The sequence below is a fragment of the Shinella sp. HZN7 genome, from assembly GCF_001652565.1.
Classification (GTDB): Bacteria; Pseudomonadota; Alphaproteobacteria; order Rhizobiales; family Rhizobiaceae; genus Shinella; species Shinella granuli.
This window is the reverse complement of sequence record NZ_CP015736.1, coordinates 1,562,520-1,581,942: the sequence shown is the minus strand read 5'-3', so window position 1 is coordinate 1,581,942 and position 19,423 is coordinate 1,562,520. Positions and strand designations below refer to the sequence as shown.

Sequence of the window (19,423 nt, the reverse complement as noted above, 5' to 3'; positions counted from 1 at the left end):
GACGATCATGCCGACGGAAAAGGACAGTCCCAAAGCGTCGCTCGAGGAGGAACGCGCCCGGCAGAAGCACAAGTCGGCCGAAGCCGAGCAGGACGATTATCTGGAAGAGGCGCTGGAAGAGACCTTTCCGGCCAGCGACCCGATCGCCCCCGGCGACGTCAAGGATCACGCCAAGTGAGCGGTCGCGCGCAGACCCGGACCTCACCGCGAATGACCTGAGCAGCGATGAGCAGCGCTTTCCTCTTCACCGGCCGGGACGACGCCGCGGTCACCCTGCTTCTTGCCCATGGCAGCGGAGCGCCGATGGATTCGGCGGCAATGAACGGGGCAGCGGAGGCTCTTGCGGCCGAGGGCTTGCGCGTCGCGCGCTTCGAATTCGCCTACATGGCCGCCCGGCGCACCGAGGGCAGCCGCCGGCCGCCGCCCCGGGCAGAGACGCTGAACCCGGAATTTCGCGCGGCCGTCACGGATCTCGCCGCCAAGGGGCCGCTCGTCATCGGCGGCAAGTCGATGGGCGGCCGCGTCGCCAGCATGGTGGCGGACGGGCTTTTTGCGGAAGGGCGCATCGCCGGCCTCCTCTGCCTCGGCTATCCGTTTCACCCGCCGGAAAAGCCGGCGCAACTGCGTACGGCCCACCTGATGACGCTGACGACGCCCATCCTCATCTGCCAGGGTACCCGCGACCCCTTCGGCACGAAGGACGAGGTGCCGGGCTATGGGCTGCCGGAGCGCATCCGCTTCCTGTGGCTGGAAGACGGTGACCATGACCTCAAGCCCCGCAAGAGCGTCTCCGGCTTTACCGCCGCCGATCACCTTTCGACCATGGCCCGCACCGTGAAGGCCTGGGCAGCAGATCTCGGCTGACCCTGTTCCACACGGAACAGCGCCCAAAACCGTCCCATGCGAAGGTTCGGTCACTGGATGGAACGAACCATCCCGACCGAACCAGAGGGGACCTTAACATGCGCAATCTCATCCTTGCCGCCGCCATCGCCTTCACCGCCGTCGCCGGCTTCGCCGCGCCGTCACAGGCCGGCTATTACAGCTACGACTACCAGCCCGCCTGCTTCATCAAGAAGATCAAGAGCTACGACTACTACGGCAACCTGATCGTCAAACGCGTCCGCGTCTGCCACTAGCCGGCGCCCCCGATCTGGGGTCGATCGATGTGTGGCCGCCGCTCGCAGACGGCCTCACGGACGCGCGGAAGCCCGGATGCATGGGAGTGCATCCGGGCTTCTCCTTTCCGGTTATTCGCCGCTCACCTGCCCGGCCCAGCTTTGCGCGCCGGTTTCGCCATTGAGGAACGGCAGGGCCGTGCCGACAAGCGCCGGGGCCGCAAAGGTCTCATAATGGGTGAGGCCCGGCAGGATGGCGAGGCGGTTCTTCACCATGTTCTCCCGCATCCAGCCGGCATCCCTCAACCCGCCGCCGAGCTTCTGGTAGAATTCGACGATATGCTCCGGGCGGATCATGTCGCTGTCGCCGAAGATCAGCATGACGGGCATGGCGAGCTTTGCCACCGCATCGGAGGCGTCGTAGTCGACGCGCATCGCCGCGCCCATGGCGTCGAGCAGCTTCGGGAACTCGGAGACATCAGGCGCGACGGCGGCATAGGACTTGTACATCGGCGTTTCCTTCATCATCTCGGCCATCGCGCCGGAGACCGCCTCCTGCTGCGGCAGCATTTCCGGGAAGAAGCCGTTCCTGGCGAAGGGCGCCGAGGCGATGACGAGGCGGCGCACCTTGTCCGGCGCGCCGGCGGCCATGTGCAGCGCCACGCCGCCGCCGAAGGAATAGCCGAGCACGTCGACCTTGTCGTAGCCCAGTTCCTCCACGAGCTCGGCCATATCGGCGCCGATGGCGGCAATGTCGATCGGACGCGTGCCGAGCGGCGTGCGGCCATGGCCCTGCAGGTCGACGCCGATCACTTGGCGGTTGTCCTGCAGCGTCTTGAGGTTGGCGCCGAACATCTCGATCTGGCCGAGGCCGCCATGCAGCAGCAGCAGCGGTTCGCCCTTGCCGCGGATCTCGTAATAGTAGTCGATGCCGTTCACCGTCAGGTGCCCCGCCTTGTCCGGCCTGCCGGCCTCGCCCTGCAACGGGTTCTCGGTCACATCCTCCGCCTGCGCCGAAAGCGGGGCGAAGGCGGCAAGGGCGGCGGTCAGAAGGGTGATGATGGTCATCTTCGGCATGTCTGTCTCCTCGGGTTCCGGCCGGCGGCGCTGCCGGCTTCATGCTCCAAGGACGCGGCCGGGGACGTCACTCCGACAGGGCGCGCAAAATTTTCGGCAGACGCCTGTAAAGAGGATTCAAGTCCTTGCCGGATCGAATCCGCTTCCTGCGACAACAGATTGAAAAGGCTGTTCTATTTCCGGTCGCCACGCCCTGCCTCCGCGGAAGGGAACATTAACCCGGGCGTGCGAATATTAGCGCAAAACCAGATATATCCGGGCAGACCATGGCACACAGCTTCTCCTACACGCATTACGACCTCGACATGCAGCGCGCCGGTACGGTGATCGAGATCACGCTCTCGGCCATCGCCAATGTGCGGCTGATGAGCCATGGCAATTTCGATCTCTTCAAGAATGCCCGCCAGCACAAGTTCCTCGGCGGCGTCGCCAAGCAATCGCCGATCCGGCTGAAGATCCCGGAAAACGGCCACTGGCATGTGGTGGTCGACATGGAGGGGCATCCTGGCAAGGCCGAATCGTCGATCAAGGTCGTGCCGCTCGCCCCGCACAAGCCCGTGCAGCGCTTCAGCGCCGCCTCCTGACGGCCGCGGCGGGCCTCAGCCGCGTTCCCGGCGCAGCTTCGCCCACCATTCCAGCCGCTTCCTCAGCTCCCGCTCGAAGCCGCGCTCGGGCGGATCGTAGAAGGTTTTCCGCCCCATCTTCTCCGGGAAATAATCCTGCCCGGAAAAGGCGTCCGGCATGTCGTGGTCGTAGCGATAGCCATCGCCATAGCCTTCGCCCTTCATCAGCTTCGTCGGCGCATTGAGGATGTGCTTCGGCGGCAGCAGCGAGCCGTTTTCCTTCGCCGCGCGCATCGCGGATTTGTAGGCGGTGTAGACGGCGTTCGATTTCGGCGCGGTGGCGAGATAGACGCAGGCCTGCGCCAGCGCCAGTTCCCCCTCCGGCGAGCCGAGGAAATCATAGGCATCCTTGGCGGCATTGCAGACGACGAGCGCCTGCGGATCGGCAAGCCCGATATCCTCCACCGCCATGCGCACCATGCGACGGCACAGGAACAGCGGGTCCTCGCCGGCATCCAGCATGCGGGTGAGATAGTAGAGCGCCGCATCGGGATCGGAGCCGCGCACGGATTTGTGCAGCGCGGAGATGAGATTGTAGTGGCCGTCCTGCGACTTGTCGTAGACGGGCGCCCGGCGCTGGACGATGCGGAAGAGATCGTCCTGCCCGAAGGTCTCGCCGGCGCGGGCGGCGCGCCAGACCTCCTCGGCAAGCGTCAGCACCGCCCGCCCGTCCCCATCGGCCATGCGCAGCAGCGAGGCGCGCGCCTCTTCGTCGAGCGGCAGCGGTTTTTCCTCGATCGCCTCGGCGCGTTTCAGAAGCTCCTCAAGGCTCTGTTCGTCATGCGGCTTGAAAGTCAGCACGCGGGCGCGGGAGAGTAGCGCGGCATTGAGCTCGAAGGACGGGTTCTCCGTCGTCGCGCCGACCAGCACGATCGTGCCGTCCTCCATGACCGGCAGGAAACTGTCCTGCTGGGCGCGGTTGAAGCGATGGATCTCGTCGACGAAGAGCAGGGTCTGCCGACCGCCCATGCGGCGCTGGCGCGCGGCCTCGAACACCTTCTTGAGATCGGCGACGCCGGAGAAGATCGCCGAGATCTGCTCGAAGGCAAGCCCCGTTTCGCCGGACAGGAGGCGCGCCACCGTCGTCTTGCCCGTGCCGGGCGGGCCCCAGAAAATCATCGAGCCGAGCGAGCCCGCCTCGATCATGCGCGAGAGCACGCCGTCGGGACCCGTCAGGTGCTCCTGGCCCGACACCTCGCCCAGCGTGCGGGGGCGCAGGCGATCGGCCAGGGGCCGCTTTGCCGCCATCTCCTCCGGTTCACGCGGGGCGAAGAGGTCGCTCATCGGAAGAACTGGCGGATGCGCTGGCCGTCGCGCTCGATCTCGACGCGCCAGATGGACGGGTCCTCGTTGACGAGCGAGGCGAGGCTTTCGGTCGAGGCGACCTCCGTGCCGTTGAGCGCGATGATGATGTCGCGCGGCCGCAGGCCGATGCGCGCGGCCGGCGAGCCGCGATTGACCTCGGTGACGACGACGCCGGCCGTGGTCCGGCTGGCCGGCATGCGCAGTTCCTCTGCCACGCGCGGCGAGAGATTGGCGACGACCGCGCCGGAGAAGGGGTTGCGGCCGTCGATCAGCCGCTCGTCGCGCGGCGTCGTCTCGGGCGCACGGTCGAGGGAGAGCGTCAGGTCCTCCTCCTTGCCGTTGGCGACGACCGTGACACGTGCCGTGCCGCCGATGCCGACCGTCGTGAGGCGATAGCCGAGCGCGTCGGGATGCTCGACCGGAACGCCGTTGACGGCGGTGACCACCTGCCCGGGCTTCATGCCGGCCTTTTCCGCCGGACTGCCGGCCTGCACCTGCGAGATCAGCGCGCCGCGGGCACGGTTCAGGCCGAGCGCCTCGGCGACCTCCGAGGTCACCGCATCGAAGGTGGCACCGATGAACGGGCGGTCGAAGGTGGCGCTGCCGTTTTCGGCGCTGGCGACGAAGGTCTTCACGAGATTGGCCGGAATGGCGAAGCCGACGCCGTTCGAGCCGCCGCCGCGCGAGAAGATCGCCGTGTTGATGCCGATCAGTTCGCCGTTCATGTTGATGAGGCCGCCGCCGGAATTGCCGGGATTGATCGACGCGTCCGTCTGGATGAAGAAGCCGAAATCGCCGGAACGGACCTGGTTGCGCGCCAGCGCCGAGACGATGCCACTCGTCACCGTCTGGCCGACGCCGAACGGATTGCCGATGGCCAGCACGAGATCGCCGACCTGCACGGCATCGCTGTCGCCGAGCGGCAATGCGGTGAAATCCGCATCCGCCTTGATCTTCAGGACGGCAAGGTCGACGCGCTCGTCCTTCAGCACCACGGTGCTTTCATATTCGCGGCCATCCGCCAGCGCGACCTTGATGTCGCTCGCACCCTCGATGACATGGTTGTTCGTCACCACGATGCCCTTTGCGCCGACGATGACGCCCGAACCGAGCGAGGACTGCTTCTCGCTGCGGTTCGGCATGCGCTGGCCGAAGAATTCCTCGAAGAAGGGATCGCCGTCGAAGATCGAGCGGCGCTCGACGACGCGCTCGGCATAGACGTTGACCACGGCGCTCTCGACCTGCTTGACCAGCGGCGCGAAGGAGAGCTGCATTTCCGTGCGCGATTGCGGCACGGTGCGCTCCTCGGCCATTGCGGGCGCCGCAAGGGCGAGAGCAACGGCAAGCGGGGCGGCAAGCAGGATGCGGACGTTCGGCATGGACGAGTCTCCTTCGTTTCTGCGTCACGATCAGATAGGATCTCGCAGGAAAAAAGGCAAACCGCAGAGATCGCGGCGATCTCACGCGGCGCGCACGAAAATGTGGTCGCCACAAATCTTTCGCTGCCGTTGAAACGACAAGGGCCGCGTTTACGTAGGTGTCAGGCAAAGCAACCGAACAGATCGAGCCCGCCATGTCTCTCTACCGCCCGCCCCGCATCCCCGCTTCGCAGATCACGCCGGAACACTGTTTCCTTGGGCGCCGCTCGTTTCTGGCGGCAGCGGCGGGCGGTGCGCTCCTGGCATCGGGGGCGCCCGCTTTCGCGGAAGCCCTGAAGGCGGCGAAATCGACCTACGCGGTGGACGAGGCGCTGACGCCTGAAAAGGACGTGACCAGCTACAACAATTTCTATGAATTCGGCATGGGCAAGGGCGACCCGATCGCCAATTCGGAAAAGTTCCGGCCGACACCCTGGACGGTGAAGGTCGACGGGCTCGTCGGCAAGCCGAAGGAATTCGGCCTGGAAGAGCTGATGGCCCTGCCGCTGGAGGAGCGGGTCTACCGCATGCGCTGCGTGGAGGCCTGGTCGATGGTCATCCCCTGGGTCGGCTTTCCGCTCGCCAGCCTGCTCGACAAGGTGGAGCCGTTGGGCGACGCAAGATATGTCGCCTTCGAAACCATCGTCAGGCCGGAGGAAATGCCCGGCCAGTCCGGCTATTTCCAGTCGTTGTCCTGGCCCTATGTCGAGGGCCTCAGGCTCGACGAGGCGCGCCATCCGCTGACGATCCTGTCCGTCGGCGTCTACGGCAAGACGCTGCCGAACCAGAACGGCGCGCCGATCCGCCTCGTCGTTCCATGGAAATACGGCTTCAAGGGCATCAAGTCGATCGTCAGGATCACGCTCACCGACAGGCAGCCGCCCTCCACCTGGAATCTCGCCGCGCCCGGCGAATACGGCTTCTACGCCAATGTGAATCCGGAGGTCGACCATCCGCGCTGGAGCCAGGCGAGCGAGAACCGCATCGGCGAAGGCGGCTTCTTCGGCGCCAACCGCCGGCCGACTTTGCCCTTCAACGGCTATGCGGAAGACGTCGCCGGCCTCTATAGCGGCATGGACCTCAGGGCGAACTACTGATGCTCACCCTGCCCCGCAAATACCATGCCGCCTCTATCTGGCTGCTCTACGCCGTCGGCCTCGTGCCGGCGGCCTGGGGTTTCTGGCTCGGCGCGACGGGCCGCCTGCCCGGCAATCCGGTCAAGGAATTCGAGCACCTGCTCGGCCTCTGGGCGCTGCGCTTCCTCGTCGCCACGCTCGCCATCACGCCGATCCGCGATCTTTTGGGCATCAACTGGATCCGCTACCGCCGGGCGCTCGGGCTTCTCGCCTTCTGGTACGTGCTGATGCATTTCCTGACCTACATGCTGCTCGACCAGTACCTGAATTTTCCGGCAATCCTCGCCGACATCGCCAAACGGCCCTTCATCACCATCGGCATGGCCGGCTTCGTGCTGCTCATCCCGCTGGCGCTGACCTCCAATGCCTGGTCGATCCGCCGGCTCGGGCCGCGCTGGGTGAAGCTGCACCGGCTCGTCTATGTCATCGCCGCCGCCGGCGCGCTGCATTTCGCCATGTCGGTGAAGGTCGTCGGGCCGGAGCCGTGGAGCTATATCGGCCTCGTCATCCTCCTGCTCCTTTGGCGTCCGATACGGCCACGCTTCAACCGCTGGAGACGCGGGGGCGACGGCAGGCCGCAGTTCAATCGGGCATAGCCCCTCACCTGCCTGCCGGCATCCTCTCCCCGTAAAGGGGCGAGGAACGATGGGCGCGCCGTCTTCCTCCTTCTCCCCGCCTGCGGGGAGAAGGTCCCGGCAGGGGGATGAGGGACTTCCAAACGCCCACAACGAAAAGGCCGGGAGATCGCTCTCCCGGCCTTTCTCAATTCTGCATCCCGAAAGATCAGGCGGCTTCGGCGGCGTCTGCTTCAGCAGCAACGCGGGCCTTGTCGGCTGCGCCCTTGGCATCGACGTCGCGGTCAACGAACTCGATGACGGCGAGCGGGGCGTTGTCGCCGTGGCGGTAGCCGGCCTTCATGATGCGCAGGTAGCCACCGTTGCGGCTGGCGTAGCGCGTGGCGATCGCGTCGAACAGCTTCGAAACGACGGCAACGTCGCGGATCTGCGAGATCGCCTGGCGGCGAGCGTGCAGGTCGCCGCGCTTGCCGAGGGTGACGAGCTTTTCGACGATCGGGCGAATTTCCTTCGCCTTCGGCAGGGTGGTGACGATCTGCTCATGCTGGATGAGCGAAGCAGCCATGTTGGCGAACATCGCCTTGCGGTGGCTGGCGGTACGGTTGAGTTTGCGACCGGAATTCTGGTGGCGCATCTCGGTTCTCCTTCACATGCAGGCTATTGCCTGCCGTTTGATGGTTAATATTGGTCTTCGTAGCGCTTGGCGAGATCTTCGATGTTCTCGGGCGGCCAGGCCGGCACTTCCATGCCGAGGTGCAGGCCCATGGAAGCGAGAACTTCCTTGATTTCGTTCAGCGACTTGCGACCAAAATTCGGAGTGCGAAGCATTTCGGCTTCGGTCTTCTGAATGAGATCGCCGATATAGACGATGTTGTCGTTCTTCAGGCAGTTCGCCGAACGGACGGAAAGTTCCAGTTCGTCGACCTTCTTGAGGAGCGCCGGGTTGAACGCCAGTTCGGTGACCGATTCTTCCTCGGCTTCCTTCTGCGGCTCGTCGAAATTGACGAAGACCGAGAGCTGGTCCTGGAGAATGCGGGCCGCGAACGCGATCGCATCTTCGCCCGTGACGGAACCGTCGGTCTCGATGGTCATCGTCAGCTTGTCGTAGTCGAGAACCTGGCCTTCACGGGTGTTTTCCACCTTGTAGGACACTTTCTTGACCGGCGAATACAGGCTGTCGACCGGGATGAGGCCGATCGGCGCGTCTTCGGAACGGTTACGGTCGGCCGGGACATAGCCCTTGCCGTTGTTGACCGTGAACTCCATGCGGATTTCCGCGCCCTCGTCGAGGGTGCAGATGACATGGTTGGGGTTCAGGATCTCGATGTCGCCGACCGTCTGGATGTCACCAGCCGTCACGACGCCCGGGCCCTGCTTGCGCACGACCATGCGCTTCGAGTCGTCGCCATCCATCTTGATGGCGATTTCCTTGATGTTGAGCACGATGTCGGTCACGTCTTCCCGGACGCCCGGGATGGACGAGAACTCGTGCAGCACGCCGTCGATCTGCACGGCGGTGACAGCCGCACCGCGCAGCGACGACAGGAGAACGCGACGCAGCGCGTTGCCGAGGGTCAGGCCGAAGCCACGCTCCAGCGGCTCGGCAACAAGGCTTGCCTTGGTGCGGCCGGAGGAGGTGAACTCGACCTTGTTCGGCTTGATCAGTTCCTGCCAGTTTTTCTGGATCATATGTTTTGCCTTCCGTTCGCCGCCACCATCCAATCGTGACGGCCGAGCCCTGAAGATCCGCGGAAGCCGTCACCCGGCTTCCACGGCAATTCGAATGCGATGATCAGACGCGGCGCTTCTTGCGCGGACGGCAACCGTTGTGCGGGATCGGGGTCACGTCGCGGATCGACGTGATCATGAAGCCGGCAGCCTGGAGGGCGCGCAGAGCCGATTCACGGCCGGAACCCGGACCGCAGACTTCGACTTCCAGCGACTTCATGCCGTGTTCCTGGGCCTTCTTGGCGCAGTCTTCGGCAGCGATCTGGGCGGCGAACGGGGTCGACTTGCGCGAACCCTTGAAGCCCTTCGCACCGGCCGACGACCAGGCAATGGCGTTGCCCTGTGCGTCGGTGATGGTGATCATCGTGTTGTTGAACGAAGAATTGACGTGAGCAACACCCGAGGTGATGTTCTTGCGTTCGCGACGGCGGACGCGTGCGGCTTCCTTGGCCATGGATAGTCCTTTCGTTGATCTCGACACCGCCGTAATGCCAGCGGCTCCACCGGACCGGGGCGAACCCCTGTCCTGAACAGTAATGTGCACGCATGCCCAGGAAGGCGATGCGTGCGGCGATATCGTCACTGCCGTAGTGCCAGCAGCTCCACCGACCGGGACCCTGGCCAGATGTAAGGCAAGGCCCCGCTCGAAACTCAAAAGAGGCCGGCGCGGCGCGCCAGCCTCCCGTTCCCCGTTTCCGGGAAATTACTTCTTCTTGCCTGCGATGGCCTTTGCCGGACCCTTGCGGGTGCGGGCATTGGTGTGCGTGCGCTGGCCGCGGACCGGAAGGCCACGGCGGTGACGCAGGCCACGGTAGCAACCGAGGTCCATGAGACGCTTGATGTTCATCGAGGTCTCGCGACGCAGGTCGCCTTCGACCTGGTAGTCGCGGTCGATGGCTTCGCGGATCTGCAGGATTTCTGCGTCCGTGAGCTGGTGAACGCGACGATCGGCCGGGATGCCGACCTTCTCGATGATTTCCTGTGCAAACTTCGGGCCGATCCCGTGAATGTAACGCAGCGCGATGACGACGCGTTTTGCAGTCGGGATGTTGACGCCAGCGATACGTGCCACGCCTGTTCTCCTTGCTTCCAGTTGCCATCCGGCAAGTGGTCTTCTTCATTCGATACGACCGAGAAGGCCGCTGTTCAATTGAGGTTCGGGACATGTCGAAAACGACCGCACCCGGACTTCGTTCTTCTGAAATCCGCGCCGATCGCAATGGTGTGTCGCGAGTTGGCGCTGTCATAAGGGGAATCGGCCGAAAAAGTCAACTCCCGGCCGGTCCTTTTTCGCCTGATCTCAGGCGTTCTCCAGGATTCCGGCGATCTCCGCGGTCACCTTGTCGACATTGGCCATGCCGTCGACCGTCTGGAGCTTGCCGGTCGAAGCGTAGTAGTTCGACAGCGGCGCGGTCTTTTCGCGGTATTCCGTCAAGCGGCGCTTGAAGGCTTCCGGATTGTCGTCGGAGCGAACGGTGCCGCCCGCGGCGATCGTCTCGGCCACGCGGGTCTCCATGCGCTTGACCAGCGCATCCTCGTCGACCTTCAGCTCGATCACGGCATCGAGCGAGAGGCCCTTGCCGGCGAGGATCCGGTCGAGGGCCTCGGCCTGCGGAACCGTGCGCGGGTAACCGTCGAGGATGAAGCCCCTGGCACAGTCGGCCTCGCCGATTCGGTCGGACACGATCTCGTTCACAATGGCGTCGGAGACGAGCTGGCCGGCATCCATGACGGCCTTGGCGCGCTTGCCGACATCGGTGCCGGCGGCGACGGCCGCCCGCAGCATGTCACCCGTGGAGAGCTGCGGAATACCGTGCTTCTCCGTCAGGAGCTTGGCCTGTGTCCCCTTGCCAGCACCCGGCGGTCCCAGAAAAATCAGTCTCATCGTCCCCTCTTACCTCCACGCAGCTTCGACTTCTTGATCAGCCCCTCATACTGCTGAGCAATCAGGTGGCCCTGTATCTGTGCTACAGTATCCAAGGTCACGCTGACAACAATCAAAAGCGACGTACCACCAAGGTAGAATGGCACCCCGGTCTGCGCGATGAGAATTTCGGGAAGGATACAGACGAAGACAAGATAGAGCGCGCCGATGACCGTGATGCGGGTCAGCACGTAATCGATATATTCGGCGGTGCGCTCGCCCGGACGAATGCCCGGAATGAAACCGCCATGCTTCTTCAGATTGTCGGCCGTGTCCTTCGGATTGAAGACGATGGCCGTGTAGAAGAAGGCGAAGAAGGCGATCATGCCCGCATAGAGCAGCATGTAGAGCGGCTGGCCGTGGCCGAGGGCGGCGATGATCATCGTTGCCCAGGAGGGCAGCTCGGCCGTGTTCGAGAAGCCTGCCAGCGTTGCCGGCAGCAGCAGCAGCGAGGAGGCGAAGATCGCCGGGATGACGCCCGCGGTGTTGAGCTTCAGCGGCAGGTGCGAGGTGTCGCCCTGGAACATGCGGTTGCCGACCTGTCGCTTCGGATACTGGATCAGAAGCCGGCGCTGGGCCCGCTCGACGAAGACGATGAGCGCGATGACGCCGATGGCCATGACCACGACGGCGATGACCACGCCGATCGAAAGGGCGCCCGTGCGGCTGAGTTCCAGCGTGCCGGCGAGTGCGCTCGGCAGGGCGGCGACGATGCCGGCGAAGATGATCAGCGAGATGCCGTTGCCGATGCCGCGCGAGGTGATCTGCTCACCCAGCCACATCAGGAACATGGTGCCGCCGAGCAGCGAGATGACGGTGGAGATGCGGAAGAACCAGCCCGGATCGTTGACCAGCCCTGCCCCGCTCTCAAGGCCGACCGCGATGCCGTAGGCCTGCAGCGTGCCGAGCAGCACCGTGCCGTAGCGGGTGTACTGGTTGATGATCTTGCGGCCCTGCTCGCCTTCCTTCTTCAACTGCTCCAGCGAGGGAACGACCGATGTCATGAGCTGCACGATGATCGAGGCGGAGATGTACGGCATGATGCCGAGCGCGAAGATCGCCATGCGCTCGACGGCGCCGCCGGAGAACATGTTGAAGAGGCCGAGAATGCCGCCCGACTGGCCGCGGAAGGCCTGCGCGAAGGCTTCGGGGTTGAGGCCCGGCAGGGGGATATAGGTGCCGAGGCGATAGACGAGCAGCGCGCCCAGCGTGAACCAGAGACGCTTCTTCAGATCTTCCGCCTTGGCGAAAGTCGAGAAGTTGAGATTAGAGGCAAGTTGTTCCGCTGCCGAAGCCATGCATTTCTCCGCGAAGCCGATCCGGCGGCGGGGAGCCCGGCCAGGTCCGGATTGGCTGATCCGTTGGCACGCCCCCTCGCCCCTCCTCGGACCGATGGACCATGCTGAAATTGGTCTTGCCCCTCTGCCGGTGCAGCAAAGCGGGCGGATGGAGCCTAAACCGGTTGAAACGCGGATTGTCAAGCAATCCCGGCCTCACCCTGGCTTTTAATTCCGGACAACAGCGGGGAGAAGAATCCCGGCCGTCGTTGTGAGGCTCACATATGGGAGCAAAATCGCCCGGTGTGAAGCACACCGGGCGATAATTTCGTCGAATTATTCGGCGGCTTCCGCAGCGGCCGAGAGCAGCTTGACCGAGCCGCCAGCCTTTTCGATCTTCTCGATCGCCGGCTTGGAGGCGCCGGCGACTTCGAAGGCCACCTTGGCCTTGAGTTCGCCGTCGGCGAGGATGCGGACACCGTCCTTCTCGCGGCGGATAACGCCGGCGGCCTTGAGGGCGGCTGCATCAACGGTCGCCTTGGCATCGAGCTTGCCGGCATCGATCGCCTTCTGGACGCGGTCCAGGGACACGATGACGAAGTCGGATGCGAAGATGTTGTTGAAGCCGCGCTTCGGCAGGCGACGGTAGATGGGCATCTGACCGCCTTCGAAGCCGTTGATGGCGACGCCGGAACGGGCCTTCTGACCCTTGACACCGCGACCACCGGTCTTGCCCTTGCCGGAACCGATACCGCGACCGACGCGCTTGCGGTTCTTCGAGGAGCCTTCGTTGTCCTTGATTTCGTTGAGTTTCATGATCTATCCCCTCACTTCTCTTCGACGACGCGAACGAGGTGCTGGACGGCACGGATCATGCCGCGGACAGACGGGGTGTCTTCCAGCGTGCGAACCCGATGCATCTTGTTGAGGCCCAGGCCGACCAGCGTTGCGCGCTGGATGGCCGGACGGCGGATGGGGCTGCCGATCTGCTCGACAGTCACCGTCTTCTTTGCGGTTTCTTTCTTAGCCATGGCTCACAGCTCCTTATTCTTCGGAAGCGACGCCGGCGGACGCACGACGGGCCTGCAGCGTGGCGTACTTCATGCCGCGCTGTGCCGCGATGTCCTTCGGGTGCATCTGGCTCTTGAGAGCGTCGAACGTCGCACGGATCATGTTGTACGGGTTCGAGGAGCCGGTCGACTTGGCGACGACGTCATGAACGCCGAGCGTTTCGAAGACGGCACGCATCGGGCCACCCGCGATGATACCGGTACCGGCCTTGGCCGAGCGAAGCAGAACCTTGCCGGCGCCGTGGCGGCCGTGCACGTCATGGTGCAGCGTGCGGCCGGAGCGCAGCGGAACGAAGATCAGGTCGCGCTTGGCGGCTTCCGTGGCCTTCCGGATCGCTTCCGGAACTTCACGTGCCTTGCCGTGGCCGAAGCCGACGCGACCCTTCTGGTCGCCGACGACGACGAGCGCTGCAAAACCGAAACGACGGCCGCCCTTGACGACCTTCGCGACGCGGTTGATCGCGACGAGCTTGTCGACAAACTCGCTGTCGCGCTCTTCGCGGTTCTGGCGGTCATCGCGACCGCGCTTTTCCTGTGCCATTGTCCTTTTCCTTTTTCTTTTCCGGGTGCAATCGGCAGATTGACGAAAGTCGCCCCCATTTCAGCAATGGAAGCGACCGATACCCTGCTGAGGATCGGCGGGGCGCACCAGGCGCCCGGCCGAATGATCAGAAGTTCAGACCACCTTCACGGGCAGCTTCGGCGAGAGCCTTGATGCGGCCGTGATAGATGAAGGCGCCACGGTCGAAAACGACCTCCTTGACGCCTGCCTTGACGGCACGCTCGGCGATGAGCTTGCCGACGGCAGCGGCTGCTGCCGTGTCGGCGCCCGTCTTCAGAGACGAGCGCAGATCGGTGTCGAGCGTGGAGGCGGACGCAAGCGTCTTGCCGGCCACGTCATCGATGACCTGTACGTAGATGTTCTTCGACGAGCGATGAACCGACAGGCGCGGACGGCCATTGGCGACCGCCTTGATGGAACGGCGCACGCGGTTGGCGCGGCGCTGGAGAGCTTCTTTCCTGCTAGCCATTTCGCGTGATCCTTACTTCTTCTTGCCTTCTTTGCGGACAATCCGCTCTTCGGCATACTTGACGCCCTTGCCCTTGTAGGGCTCGGGGCCACGGTATTCGCGGATTTCCGCGGCGACCTGGCCGACCTGCTGCTTGTTGATGCCGGAAACGATGATTTCCGTCGGCTTCGGAACAGCGATCGAGATGCCTTCCGGCGTCTGGTAGACCACGTCGTGGCTGAAGCCGAGTGCCAGCTGCAGGTTCTTGCCCTGGAGCGACGCGCGGTAACCGACGCCGTTGATTTCGAGCTTGCGCTCGTAGCCGTCCTTGACGCCCTTGAAGATGTTCTCGACCATCGTGCGGGACATGCCCCACTTGGAACGAGCGTCCTTCGAGTCGTTGACCGGCTGGACGACAACGGAGTTGTCTTCGAGCTTCACCGAAACTTCGTCGTTCGCGACGAAGAACAGTTCGCCCTTCGGGCCCTTCGCGGTGACCTTCTGACCATCGACGGTCGCGGTGACACCAGCGGGAACCGGAACGGGCTTCTTACCGATACGAGACATTGTTTTATCCTGTCTGTTCGTTATGGAAATTCCTGCTCAGCCTTAGAAGACCGAGCAAAGAATCTCGCCACCAACGTTCTGTTCGCGTGCCTGGTGATCGGCCATCACGCCCTTCGGGGTCGAAAGGATGGTGATGCCGAGGCCGTTCGCGACCTGCGGAATGGACTTGACCGAGACATAGACCCGGCGGCCCGGCTTGGAGACGCGGTCGATCTTGCGGATCACGGATGCGCCTTCATAGTACTTGAGTTCGATGTTCAGCTCGGCCTTGCCGTTGCCGAATTCGACTTCCGAATATCCACGGATGTAGCCTTCAGCCTGAAGGACGTCCAGAACACGGGCGCGCAGCTTGGAAGCCGGCGTCGAAACGCTCGACTTGCGGCGTGCGGCGCCGTTGCGGATACGGGTGAGCATATCGCCCAAAGGATCAGTCATTGCCATGTGCCCGTCTCCTTACCAGCTCGACTTGACGATGCCCGGCACCTTGCCGAGATTGCCCAGTTCGCGAAGCGCAATACGCGACATCTTGAGTTTGCGATAGAATGCGCGCGGACGGCCCGTGACTTCGCACCGGTTGCGGATGCGGGTCTTGGAACCATTGCGCGGCAGTTCGGCAAGCTTCAGGGTCGCCTTGAAGCGCTCTTCGATCGGAAGAGCCTGGTTCTGGATGATCGCCTTGAGGGCGGCACGCTTAGCGGCCTGGCTGGCGACCAGTTTGCGGCGGCGCTTGTTCTTTTCAACTGCGCTCGTTTTCGCCATAACAGTTATCCTTCTTTACGCTTGTCGTTACGGATCAGGCGCGGAACGGGAAGTTGAACTCTTTCAGAAGAGCCCGTGCTTCGTCGTCCGTCTTTGCCGTCGTGCAAACGATGATGTCCATGCCCCACATCTGATCAACCTTGTCGTAGTTGATCTCCGGGAACACAATGTGCTCCTTGATACCCATGGCGAAGTTGCCACGGCCATCGAAGGACTTCGGGTTCAGACCACGGAAGTCGCGTACGCGGGGCAGCGCGATGTTCACGAGGCGATCCAGAAATTCGTACATGCGGGCGCCGCGCAGGGTGACCTTCGCGCCGATCGGCATGCCTTCACGGACCTTGAAGCCCGCGATGGAGTTGCGAGCGCGCGTGATGACCGGCTTCTGGCCGGCGATCGCTGCGAGGTCGGCTGCAGCAACGGTGGGCTTCTTCGAGTCCGCCGTTGCTTCGCCTACGCCCATGTTGATGACGATCTTTTCGAGACGCGGGATCTGCATCTCGTTGGCGAAGGAGAACTGCTCCTGAAGCGCCTTGCGGATACGCTCGACGTATTCCTTCTTGAGGCGCGGCTCATACTTGGTGTCAGCCATCGATCGACACTCCCGAACGCTTTGCTACACGAACCTTCTTGTCGCCTTCGATCTTGAAGCCGACGCGGGTCGGCTTGCCGTCCTTGGGGTCGGCGATCGCGATGTTCGACAGGTGGATCGAAGCTTCCTTGGTGATGATGCCGGCTTCCTGGGTCTGGGTCTGGCGCTGGTGACGCTTCACCAGGTTGATCCCCTTGACGACCGCGCGGTCTTCCTTCGGCATGACCTGAACAACTTCACCGGTACGGCCCTTGTCCTTGCCGGTGAGCACGACGACCTTGTCGCCCTTACGAATCTTTTGCATAGCCATCGCTCCTTACAGTACTTCCGGAGCCAGCGAGATGATCTTCATGTGGTTCTTGGCGCGGAGTTCGCGCGGAACCGGTCCGAAGATACGGGTGCCGATCGGCTCTTTCTTGTTGTCGATCAGGACGGCTGCGTTGTTGTCAAAACGGATGACGCTGCCATCGGGGCGGCGGATGTCCTTGGCGGTGCGCACGACGACCGCCTTCATCACGTCACCCTTCTTCACGCGGCCGCGCGGGATCGCTTCCTTGATCGAGACGACGATAATGTCGCCGACCGAAGCGTACTTGCGCTTGGAGCCGCCCAGCACCTTGATGCACATGACACGACGTGCGCCGGAATTATCCGCGACGTCGAGGTTAGTCTGCATCTGAATCATGTCAGGTCGCCTTCTTGTTTTACCGGACTGGTTGGGCAAAAGCCCCCTGGTCCAGCTTATGGAAATTCATGTTTTCGCGCGGGATGGTCTCTTGCCAGGGTGGTTTCCTCAGATCGGCGAGCCGATGGGACCTTCCGTGCGCTCAAAGCAAAAGACGCTCGTGATTCCGAGCGTCCTTGCGCTGCTTCATACAGATTTCTGCGCCGAACACAAGGGCCCGGCGCAAATTCCGCTGTTATTAAGCGTGGGCCGACACGACGGTCCAGCGCTTGTCCTTGGAAATGGGCGCGCATTCCTGGATGGAAACGACGTCGCCGACCTTGTACTGGTTGGTTTCGTCATGCGCCTTGTACTTCTTGGACCGGCGAACGGTCTTCTGAAGCAGGGGATGGGCAAAACGGCGTTCGACGCGCACGACAACGGTCTTGTCGTTCTTGTCGCTGACAACAGTGCCCTGCAGAATGCGTTTCGGCATATTATTCGGTCCTTAGGCCTTGGCTTCTGCCGCCTTCTGGCGGGCAATGGTCTTGACGCGCGCGATATCCTTGCGGACTTCGTTGATGCGCGAGGTCTTCTCGAGCTGGCCGGTGGCCTTCTGGAAGCGCAGGTTGAACTGCTCCTTCTTCAGCTTGGCAAGCTCTTCGTTGAGCTGGTCGGCGCTCAGCGCCTTGACGTCTGCGGCTTTCATGGCCCTCGCTCCTTACTCTGCAATGCGCTGTACGAAGCGCGTCTTGACCGAGAGCTTGGCCGAGCCGAGACGAAGCGCCTCACGGGCGATCTCCTCGGAAACACCGTCGATCTCGAACATCATACGGCCGGGCTTGACCTTGGCCGCCCAGTATTCGACCGAACCCTTACCCTTACCCATGCGGACTTCCGTCGGCTTGGCGGTGACCGGAACGTCGGGGAACACGCGGATCCACACACGGCCGGCACGCTTCATGTAACGGGTGATCGCGCGGCGGGCCGCTTCGATCTCGCGAGCGTTCACGCGGTTCGGTTCCTGAGCCTTCAGGCCGAACTCGCCGAAGGCGAGCTCGGAGCCGCCCTTGGCGACGCCCTTGATGCGGCCCTTGAACTGCTTGCGGTACTTGGTACGCTTTGGCTGCAACATTTTTTTACTTCTCCGATATTGGCTGCCAAACGCGACTGTTACGCGTTTTCACGACGACGGTCGCCGCGGTCGCCGCGTTCACGGCTTGCGGGACCCTGGCTGTCACTTTCGCTTGCGCGACGCTCCGAGGCCATCGGGTCGTGCTCAAGGATTTCGCCCTTGAAGATCCAGACCTTGATGCCGCAGATGCCGAATGCGGTTTCGGCTTCGGCCGTACCGTAGTCGATGTCCGCACGCAGCGTGTGAAGCGGAACGCGACCTTCGCGATACCATTCCGTACGGGCGATTTCCGCGCCGCCGAGACGGCCGGCGCAGGTGATCTTGATGCCTTCGGCGCCAAGACGCATCGCGGACTGAACAGCGCGCTTCATCGCACGGCGGAAAGCCACGCGGCGTTCGAGCTGCTGGGCGATCGACTGGGCAACGAGGGTCGCGTCGACTTCCGGCTTGCGCACTTCAACGATGTTGAGGTGCGTTTCGGAGTTCGTCATCTCGGAAAGCTTCTTGCGGAGCTTCTCGATGTCCGCACCCTTCTTGCCGATGATCAGACCCGGGCGAGCCGAGTGGATCGTGACGCGGCACTTCTTGTGCGGGCGCTCGATGACGACCTTGGCGATACCGGCCTGCTTCAGCTCGTCCTGAACGAACTTGCGGATCTTCAGGTCTTCGTGGAGCAGCTGGCCGTATTCGGCGTTGTCGGCGAACCAGCGGCTGTCCCAGGTACGGTTGATGCCGAGGCGGAAACCGATCGGATTAATCTTCTGGCCCATTATGCGGCCTCCCCTTTGGCTTCGACTTCACGGACGACGATCGTCAGATGCGAGAAAGGCTTCTCGATCCGCGATGCTCGGCCGCGGCCACGAGCGGCGAAGCGCTTCATGACGATCGACTTGCCGACATACGCCTCAGCGACGATGAGCGAGTCAACGTCGAGGTCGTGGTTGTTTTCTGCGTTGGCGATCGCAGACTCGAGCGTCTTCTTGACGGTCTCGGCGCTACGCTTGCGCGAGAACTCGAGCTCGGCGAGAGCCCGGTCGACCTTCTTGCCGCGGATGAGCGCAGCAAGCAGGTTGAGCTTCTGGGGGCTGACGCGGATCGTGCGCGCGATGGCCTGCGCCTCGTTATCCTTCAGCCGACGTTCGGCTTTAGCCTTACCCATCGTTACTTCCTCTTCGCCTTCTTGTCCGCACCATGACCATAGTAGGTCCGGGTGGGAGCGAATTCACCAAACTTGTGGCCGACCATGTCTTCGTTGACGGCCACCGGGATGTGCTTCGAGCCATTGTAGACGCCGAAGGTGAGACCGACGAACTGCGGCAGGATCGTGGAGCGACGGCTCCAGATCTTGATCACTTCGCTGCGACCGCCTTCACGAACCTTCTCAGCCTTCTTGAGAAGATAGCCGTCAACAAACGGGCCTTTCCATACTGAACGAGCCATTCCTG

At 63.2% G+C, this 19,423-nt stretch carries 31 protein-coding genes; 6 read left to right on the top strand and 25 right to left on the bottom strand.

Translation table 11 applies throughout. The features are described 5' to 3' along the window. Positions 1 to 7 precede the first annotated feature (7 nt). The 3 genes from shn_RS36355 to shn_RS36350 all read left to right on the top strand — a co-directional run bounded on the left by shn_RS36355 (position 8) and on the right by shn_RS36350 (position 1,139). Positions 8 to 178 (top strand): hypothetical protein, encoded by a 171-nt coding sequence (locus shn_RS36355; protein ID WP_162852979.1) that lies wholly within the window; start codon positions 8 to 10, stop codon positions 176 to 178. 47 nt (positions 179 to 225) lie between these two features. Further along, the gene (locus shn_RS07665; RefSeq protein WP_064329875.1) at positions 226 to 864 is read left to right on the top strand and encodes an alpha/beta family hydrolase; all 639 of its coding nucleotides are present in this window, start codon (positions 226 to 228) and stop codon (positions 862 to 864) included. A gap of 98 nt (positions 865 to 962) precedes the next feature. Next, a complete protein-coding gene (locus shn_RS36350) occupies positions 963 to 1,139 on the top strand; it encodes a hypothetical protein (RefSeq protein ID WP_162852978.1) in 177 nt (58 codons plus the stop codon). 111 nt (positions 1,140 to 1,250) lie between these two features. Here the strand turns inward: shn_RS36350 and shn_RS07660 are convergent, their stop codons facing one another. Next, entirely contained in the window at positions 1,251 to 2,195 is a 945-nt protein-coding gene (locus shn_RS07660) for an alpha/beta fold hydrolase (RefSeq protein WP_064329874.1), read from the bottom strand. Positions 2,196 to 2,461: 266 nt separating this feature from the next. On the opposite strand from shn_RS07660, the gene shn_RS07655 reads away from it, so the two are divergent. After that, on the top strand, positions 2,462 to 2,779 hold the full coding sequence (locus shn_RS07655) for a DUF1883 domain-containing protein (protein ID WP_064329873.1): 318 nt from the start codon (positions 2,462 to 2,464) through the stop codon (positions 2,777 to 2,779). A gap of 15 nt (positions 2,780 to 2,794) precedes the next feature. Here the strand turns inward: shn_RS07655 and shn_RS07650 are convergent, their stop codons facing one another. Then, positions 2,795 to 4,102, bottom strand: coding sequence for a replication-associated recombination protein A (locus shn_RS07650; RefSeq protein ID WP_064329872.1), 1,308 nt, complete (start codon positions 4,100 to 4,102; stop codon positions 2,795 to 2,797). Continuing rightward, a complete protein-coding gene (locus tag shn_RS07645; RefSeq protein WP_064329871.1) occupies positions 4,099 to 5,502 on the bottom strand; it encodes a DegQ family serine endoprotease in 1,404 nt (467 codons plus the stop codon). The genes shn_RS07650 and shn_RS07645 overlap by 4 nt, the downstream gene beginning before the upstream one ends. A 194-nt stretch (positions 5,503 to 5,696) precedes the next feature. Here shn_RS07645 and msrP point away from each other — a divergent pair, with 194 nt between their 5' ends. Both msrP and msrQ read left to right on the top strand, forming a co-directional pair. Further along, complete coding sequence (gene msrP / locus shn_RS07640; protein WP_064329870.1) at positions 5,697 to 6,638, top strand: protein-methionine-sulfoxide reductase catalytic subunit MsrP; 942 nt, start codon at positions 5,697 to 5,699, stop codon at positions 6,636 to 6,638. Next, entirely contained in the window at positions 6,638 to 7,273 is a 636-nt protein-coding gene (gene msrQ / locus shn_RS07635; protein ID WP_064329869.1) for a protein-methionine-sulfoxide reductase heme-binding subunit MsrQ, read from the top strand. The genes msrP and msrQ overlap by 1 nt, the downstream gene beginning before the upstream one ends. Before the next feature lie 187 nt (positions 7,274 to 7,460). On the opposite strand, the gene rplQ is transcribed toward msrQ, so the two are convergent. The 22 genes from rplQ to rpsS form a co-directional block, all read right to left on the bottom strand. Beyond that, the gene (gene rplQ / locus shn_RS07630; protein WP_023517174.1) at positions 7,461 to 7,886 is read right to left on the bottom strand and encodes a 50S ribosomal protein L17; all 426 of its coding nucleotides are present in this window, start codon (positions 7,884 to 7,886) and stop codon (positions 7,461 to 7,463) included. Between the two features lie 44 nt (positions 7,887 to 7,930). Continuing rightward, positions 7,931 to 8,941 (bottom strand): DNA-directed RNA polymerase subunit alpha, encoded by a 1,011-nt coding sequence (locus shn_RS07625; RefSeq protein WP_064329868.1) that lies wholly within the window; start codon positions 8,939 to 8,941, stop codon positions 7,931 to 7,933. Between the two features lie 103 nt (positions 8,942 to 9,044). Then, entirely contained in the window at positions 9,045 to 9,434 is a 390-nt protein-coding gene (rpsK, locus tag shn_RS07620) for a 30S ribosomal protein S11 (RefSeq protein WP_023513823.1), read from the bottom strand. 249 nt (positions 9,435 to 9,683) lie between these two features. Next, positions 9,684 to 10,052 carry a 30S ribosomal protein S13 gene (gene rpsM / locus shn_RS07615; protein ID WP_064329867.1) on the bottom strand — a complete coding sequence of 123 codons (369 nt, stop codon included), beginning with the start codon at positions 10,050 to 10,052 and terminating at the stop codon, positions 9,684 to 9,686. A 228-nt stretch (positions 10,053 to 10,280) separates the two neighbouring features. After that, positions 10,281 to 10,865: an adenylate kinase gene (locus shn_RS07610; protein ID WP_064329866.1), complete on the bottom strand. Its 585-nt coding sequence runs from the start codon at positions 10,863 to 10,865 to the stop codon at positions 10,281 to 10,283. Then, entirely contained in the window at positions 10,862 to 12,202 is a 1,341-nt protein-coding gene (gene secY, locus shn_RS07605) for a preprotein translocase subunit SecY (protein ID WP_064329865.1), read from the bottom strand. Before secY ends, shn_RS07610 begins: the two co-directional genes overlap by 4 nt. A 315-nt stretch (positions 12,203 to 12,517) precedes the next feature. Beyond that, positions 12,518 to 12,997: a 50S ribosomal protein L15 gene (gene rplO / locus shn_RS07600; RefSeq protein ID WP_064329864.1), complete on the bottom strand. Its 480-nt coding sequence runs from the start codon at positions 12,995 to 12,997 to the stop codon at positions 12,518 to 12,520. An 11-nt stretch (positions 12,998 to 13,008) separates the two neighbouring features. Then, positions 13,009 to 13,212 carry a 50S ribosomal protein L30 gene (gene rpmD, locus shn_RS07595; protein WP_064329863.1) on the bottom strand — a complete coding sequence of 68 codons (204 nt, stop codon included), beginning with the start codon at positions 13,210 to 13,212 and terminating at the stop codon, positions 13,009 to 13,011. Between the two features lie 13 nt (positions 13,213 to 13,225). Continuing rightward, the gene (rpsE, locus tag shn_RS07590; RefSeq protein ID WP_023515494.1) at positions 13,226 to 13,792 is read right to left on the bottom strand and encodes a 30S ribosomal protein S5; all 567 of its coding nucleotides are present in this window, start codon (positions 13,790 to 13,792) and stop codon (positions 13,226 to 13,228) included. Positions 13,793 to 13,919: 127 nt separating this feature from the next. Further along, on the bottom strand, positions 13,920 to 14,282 hold the full coding sequence (rplR, locus tag shn_RS07585; RefSeq protein WP_064329862.1) for a 50S ribosomal protein L18: 363 nt from the start codon (positions 14,280 to 14,282) through the stop codon (positions 13,920 to 13,922). Between the two features lie 12 nt (positions 14,283 to 14,294). Then, entirely contained in the window at positions 14,295 to 14,828 is a 534-nt protein-coding gene (rplF, locus tag shn_RS07580) for a 50S ribosomal protein L6 (protein WP_064329861.1), read from the bottom strand. Between the two features lie 42 nt (positions 14,829 to 14,870). Beyond that, a complete protein-coding gene (gene rpsH / locus shn_RS07575; protein WP_064329860.1) occupies positions 14,871 to 15,269 on the bottom strand; it encodes a 30S ribosomal protein S8 in 399 nt (132 codons plus the stop codon). A gap of 12 nt (positions 15,270 to 15,281) precedes the next feature. Further along, the gene (rpsN, locus tag shn_RS07570) at positions 15,282 to 15,587 is read right to left on the bottom strand and encodes a 30S ribosomal protein S14 (protein ID WP_064329859.1); all 306 of its coding nucleotides are present in this window, start codon (positions 15,585 to 15,587) and stop codon (positions 15,282 to 15,284) included. Between the two features lie 34 nt (positions 15,588 to 15,621). Further along, positions 15,622 to 16,179, bottom strand: a complete 558-nt coding sequence (rplE, locus tag shn_RS07565; RefSeq protein WP_064329858.1) for a 50S ribosomal protein L5 — start codon at positions 16,177 to 16,179, stop codon at positions 15,622 to 15,624. Further along, positions 16,172 to 16,483 (bottom strand): 50S ribosomal protein L24, encoded by a 312-nt coding sequence (rplX, locus tag shn_RS07560; protein WP_064329857.1) that lies wholly within the window; start codon positions 16,481 to 16,483, stop codon positions 16,172 to 16,174. The genes rplE and rplX overlap by 8 nt, the downstream gene beginning before the upstream one ends. Before the next feature lie 12 nt (positions 16,484 to 16,495). Further along, on the bottom strand, positions 16,496 to 16,864 hold the full coding sequence (gene rplN, locus shn_RS07555) for a 50S ribosomal protein L14 (protein WP_018328276.1): 369 nt from the start codon (positions 16,862 to 16,864) through the stop codon (positions 16,496 to 16,498). A 238-nt stretch (positions 16,865 to 17,102) separates the two neighbouring features. Then, complete coding sequence (gene rpsQ, locus shn_RS07550; RefSeq protein ID WP_024270442.1) at positions 17,103 to 17,339, bottom strand: 30S ribosomal protein S17; 237 nt, start codon at positions 17,337 to 17,339, stop codon at positions 17,103 to 17,105. Between the two features lie 12 nt (positions 17,340 to 17,351). Further along, positions 17,352 to 17,552, bottom strand: coding sequence for a 50S ribosomal protein L29 (rpmC, locus tag shn_RS07545; RefSeq protein WP_024270441.1), 201 nt, complete (start codon positions 17,550 to 17,552; stop codon positions 17,352 to 17,354). A 12-nt stretch (positions 17,553 to 17,564) separates the two neighbouring features. Further along, positions 17,565 to 17,978 (bottom strand): 50S ribosomal protein L16, encoded by a 414-nt coding sequence (rplP, locus tag shn_RS07540; protein ID WP_024270440.1) that lies wholly within the window; start codon positions 17,976 to 17,978, stop codon positions 17,565 to 17,567. Between the two features lie 38 nt (positions 17,979 to 18,016). After that, positions 18,017 to 18,748, bottom strand: a complete 732-nt coding sequence (gene rpsC / locus shn_RS07535; protein WP_064329856.1) for a 30S ribosomal protein S3 — start codon at positions 18,746 to 18,748, stop codon at positions 18,017 to 18,019. Beyond that, the gene (gene rplV, locus shn_RS07530) at positions 18,748 to 19,137 is read right to left on the bottom strand and encodes a 50S ribosomal protein L22 (protein ID WP_023514179.1); all 390 of its coding nucleotides are present in this window, start codon (positions 19,135 to 19,137) and stop codon (positions 18,748 to 18,750) included. The genes rpsC and rplV overlap by 1 nt, the downstream gene beginning before the upstream one ends. A gap of 2 nt (positions 19,138 to 19,139) precedes the next feature. Then, positions 19,140 to 19,418: a 30S ribosomal protein S19 gene (gene rpsS, locus shn_RS07525; RefSeq protein WP_023517272.1), complete on the bottom strand. Its 279-nt coding sequence runs from the start codon at positions 19,416 to 19,418 to the stop codon at positions 19,140 to 19,142. Positions 19,419 to 19,423 lie beyond the last annotated feature (5 nt).